The organism is Micrococcus sp. LASM2_SD2 (genome assembly GCF_057364565.1).
This window is the reverse complement of record NZ_JBNFOB010000201.1, coordinates 1-4417: the sequence shown is the minus strand read 5'-3', so window position 1 is coordinate 4417 and position 4417 is coordinate 1. Positions and strand designations below refer to the sequence as shown.

General features: G+C 70.9%; 3 protein-coding genes and 1 pseudogene. 1 reads left to right on the top strand and 3 read right to left on the bottom strand.

All coding sequences use genetic code 11. The features are described 5' to 3' along the window. Window positions 1-106 precede the first annotated feature (106 nt). Window positions 107-952 (bottom strand): purine-nucleoside phosphorylase, encoded by an 846-nt coding sequence (locus AC2W7A_RS09860; RefSeq protein WP_485991205.1) that lies wholly within the window; start codon window positions 950-952, stop codon window positions 107-109. Window positions 953-1062: 110 nt separating this feature from the next. Between AC2W7A_RS09860 and AC2W7A_RS09855 the strand changes: the two genes are divergently transcribed. Next, a complete protein-coding gene (locus AC2W7A_RS09855; protein WP_485991204.1) occupies window positions 1063-2499 on the top strand; it encodes an NAD(P)H-quinone dehydrogenase in 1437 nt (478 codons plus the stop codon). A 70-nt stretch (window positions 2500-2569) separates the two neighbouring features. On the opposite strand, the pseudogene AC2W7A_RS09850 reads toward AC2W7A_RS09855, so the two are convergent. Together AC2W7A_RS09850 and AC2W7A_RS09845 are read right to left on the bottom strand one after the other, a co-directional pair. After that, a pseudogene (locus AC2W7A_RS09850) lies at window positions 2570-3996 on the bottom strand (MFS transporter). A gap of 154 nt (window positions 3997-4150) precedes the next feature. Next, the coding region (locus tag AC2W7A_RS09845) for an acyl-CoA carboxylase biotin carboxyl carrier protein subunit (RefSeq protein WP_485991203.1) at window positions 4151-4417 on the bottom strand (267 nt) is incomplete at its 5' end.

Below are 4417 nucleotides of genomic sequence, written 5' to 3'. Positions count from 1 at the left end.
CGTGGCGGGGCATCGGGGCTCCTCGAGCGCCCAGCGGCGGGCACGCTCGAGCAGCCGCGGGTCCAGGGCGGCGGGGTCGCGGGGCGTGGTCATGGTGTGGTCCTTCTCAGAGACGGGAGATGATGTCCGCGAGGAGCCGGGAGATACGCGGGCCGGCGGCCTGCCCGGCCTCCACGACCTCCTGGTGGGACAGGGGTTCGTCCTGGATGCCGGCGCCCAGGTTCGTCACCAGGGAGATGCCGAACACCTCGAGGCCGGCGTGCCGGGCGGCGATCGCGTCCAGCGCGGTGGACATGCCCACCAGATCTCCGCCGAGGGCCTTCGCCATGCGGACCTCGGCCGGGGTCTCGTACTGCGGACCGGAGAACTGCACGTAGACGCCCTCGGTCAGCGACGGGTCGACCTCCTGGGCGATCGTTCGGATGCGCGGCGAGTACAGGTCCGTCATGTCCACGAAGGTGGCACCGACCAGCGGGGTCGCGCCCGTCAGGTTGAGGTGGTCCGCGATCAGCACGGGTGTGCCGGGGGCGATCTCCGGGTCCAGGCCGCCGCATCCGTTGGTGAGGACCACCGTCTTCGCACCGGCTGCGGCGGCGGTGCGCACGGTGTGGGCCACCGCCTGTGCGTCGCGGGTCTCGTAGTAGTGGGTGCGGGAGCCGAACACCAGTGCGGAGGTTCCGTCGGCGAGCCTCACCGAGCGGATGGACGCATTGTGGCCGGGTACCTTCGGGGCGTGGAAGCCGGGGACGTCGGCGAGCGGGACGGTGTGCGCGGTCTCGCCGATCAGCTCGGCGGCACCGCCCCAGCCGGAGCCGAGGACCACGGCGATGCGGTGCTCGGCCACGCCGGTCGCCTCGGCGATCGCAGCGGCGGCGGCCCGGGCCTCGTCGAATCCGGGGTGGTCGCCCTGCAGGGCGGGGGTCTGCGCGGTGGTTCCGTTCTGCTCAGTCACGCAGGACAGTCTAGGACTCGCCACGGGGACTCCGCCCGGCCGAGGCCCTGGTGCGTCTGCTCCGTCCGCGGACGCTCCGGCTGTGACAACCGCGGCGCGCGTCCGTCAGAATGGAGCCCGTGAGCACCTCGAACAGCACATACACCCCGTCCCTGACCATCATCGGAGGCGGCCCCGGCGGATATGAGGCCGCGATGGTGGCCGCGAAGCTGGGGGCGAACGTCACCGTGATCGAGCGGAAGGGCATGGGCGGCTCCGCGGTGCTCACGGACGTGGTCCCCTCCAAGACCCTCATCGCCACCGCGGACTCCATGCGTCGTGTGGACGCAGCGAAGGACCTCGGCGTGGACCTGGGCGCCGGCGCCGAGCCGCGCGCAGTGATGGCCGAGGTGGACCGCCGCATCCTCGAGATCGCCGGCGAGCAGTCCCGGGACATCCAGCAGGTGCTCGAGCGGCGCGGCGTGCGCGTGATCCACGGCTCGGGCAAGGTCGTCGGCCCGCACGAGGTCGAGGTCCGCCGCCATGAGGAGCCGGAGGCCGAGCCCGAGGTCATCACCTCGGACGCCATCCTGCTCTGCGTCGGCGCGAGCCCCCGCGAGCTGGACACGGCGAAGCCGGACGGCGAGCGCATCTTCAACTGGACCCAGCTGTACTCGCTCACCGAGGTCCCCGAGCACATGATCGTGGTGGGCTCAGGCGTCACCGGCGCGGAGTTCGCCTCGGCCTATGACCAGATCGGCGCGAAGGTCACCCTCGTCTCCTCCCGTGAGCACGTGCTGCCGGGCGAGGACCAGGACGCCGCCGAGCTGCTCGAGGACGTCTTCGAGGCCAACGGGGTCAACGTGGTGGCCCGCTCCCGCGCGGAGTCCGCCGAGCGCACCGAGGACGGCGTGCGCGTGCACCTGTCCGGAGACGGTGCGAAGGACACCCCGTACATCGAGGGCTCCCATGTGCTCTTCGCCGTCGGCGGCATCCCGAACACCGCAGACCTCGGTCTCGAGGCCGCCGGAGTGGAGCTCACCGATTCCGGCCACATCAAGGTGGACGGCGTCTCCCGCACCTCCGTGCCCTCCATCTACGCCGCCGGGGACTGCACCGGCGTCTTCGCCCTCGCCTCGGTGGCCGCCATGCAGGGCCGCATCGCGGTGGCCCACCTCATGGGCGACGCCGTGAAGCCGCTGCGCCCCCACCTGGTGGCCTCGAACATCTTCACCTCGCCGGAGATCGCCACCGTGGGCGTCACCCAGGCCCAGGTGGACTCCGGCCAGTACCAGGCCGATGTGGTCAAGCTCGACTTCTCCACCAACCCGCGCGCGAAGATGCAGGGTGTCACCGCCGGCTTCGTGAAGGTCTTCGCCCGCAAGGGCTCCGGCACCGTGATCGGCGGCGTGGTGGTGGCCCCGCGCGCCTCCGAGCTCATCTGGTCCCTCGCGCTCGCCGTGACCCACAAGCTCCACGTGGACGACCTCGCGGACACCTTCACCGTGTACCCGTCCATGGCCGGCTCTCTGGCGGAGGCGGCCCGCCGCCTGCACGTGCATCTCTGAGCCCGCACACGGAAGGGCCCCGGCGGGAGATCTCCTGCCGGGGCCCTTCCGTGTGTCAGGGGAGCGTGCGTCAGCGGGTGGCGGCGCGCCGCTCGCGTGCAGAGGTGACGTCCGCCAGGTCCGCGTGGCGCGTCTCCGGTGCCAGGAACAGGGCGATCAGCGTGAGCAGGGACGCGGCGGCCAGGTAGTAGCCCACGTGGCGACGCTGAAGTTCGCCACCAGCCAGGCGGCGATGAACGGGGTCAGGGCCGCACCGAGGATGGAGGACACGTTGTAGGCGATGCCCGAGCCGGTGTACCGGGTGTTGGTGGGGTACAGCTCCGGCAGGACGGCGGACATCGGACCGAAGGTCAGGCCCATCAGCACCATGCCCACGGCCAAGAAGACCAGCATGCGCGGCACGTTCAGGTCCGAGCCGGTGCCCATCTCGGCCGGGTCCAGCAGCCGGCCGAAGGACAGGCCGAAGACGATCATCAGGGCGGTCACGGTCAGCAGGGTCGGACGGCGGCCGAAGCGGTCCGCCAGCATGCCCGCCACGGGGATGAACGCGGCGAAGAACACGATGCCGATCAGCTGCAGGACCAGGAACTCGGCGTAGGGGACGCCCAGGAGCCCGTCGGAGGTCTTGCCGATCGCGTAGGACAGGATCCACGTGGTCATGATGTAGAAGAGCACGTAGGTGGCGTACATGACGAAGGTGCCCAGGATCAGCTCCCACCAGTTGCGGCGGAAGACCTCGCCGAGCGGGGCGGAGACGCGCTGGTCGTTCGCCAGGGCGCGCTGGAAGACCGGGGTCTCCTCCAGCTTCACACGGACGTAGAGGCCCACCAGCACCATGGCCAGGGAGAGCAGGAAGGGCACGCGCCAGACCCAGGTGAGGAACACGCCGTCCAGGACGGGGTCCGTGGAGTCGTGGTCGAAGCCGAGCACCAGCAGCAGGAACAGGCCGTTGGCCAGGAAGAAGCCGATCGGTGCGCCCAGCTGCGGCCACATGGCGGCCCAGGCGCGCTTGCCCTCCTTCGCATACTCCGTGGCCAGCAGGGCTGCTCCGGACCACTCGCCGCCGAGGCCGAGGCCCTGGCTGAAGCGCAGGATGGTCAGCATGGCCGGGGCCCAGAGGCCGATCTGCTGGTAGGTGGGCAGCAGTCCGATGAGGAAGGTGGCGATGCCCATGGTCAGCAGCGAGCCGATCAGGGTGGTCTTGCGGCCGATCCGGTCGCCGAGGTGGCCGAACAGGACGGCACCCAGCGGGCGGGCCACGAAAGCGGCACCGAAGGTGGCCATGGAGGCCAGCAGCGCCGTGGTGTCGTCGCCGCCGGCGAAGAAGATCAGCGGGAACACCGAGACCGCGGCGGTCGCGTAGATGTAGAAGTCGTAGAACTCGATCGAGGTGCCGATCAGGGAGGCGAGGACCACGCGGGAGCGCGGGATTTCGTCGGCGGCGTCGATGGCGGCGGCGGTGCCGTCCGGCGCGGGGCCGGCAGAGGTGGTGGACATGGTCACTCCAGACGGTCGGGGCCGTCGGAAGCGGCGGCTCGGCGGGAGACAGGAACGGCGACCACCGTAGAGCCGGTGGCCGCCGTCTGTGTGTCCGGGAGCGGAATGTCCACAGTTCGGACACCGGGTGCCCAGAACCGTCACAGAAGGAAGGTCACTCGGCGTCCTCGAGGGTGACGATCGCGGTGCCCGCGCTGACGGCGTCACCGGCCTTGACGGCGAGTCCGGAGACCACGCCGTTCCTGTGGGCGGTGAGCGGCTGCTCCATCTTCATGGCCTCCATGACCACGATCAGGTCGCCCTCGGAGACCTGCTCGCCCTCCTCGACCGCGACCTTCACGATGGTGCCCTGCATGGGCGCGGTCAGGGCGTTCGACGAGGCGGCGGCACCGGCGGCGCCGCGGCGGGCACCGCGGGGGCG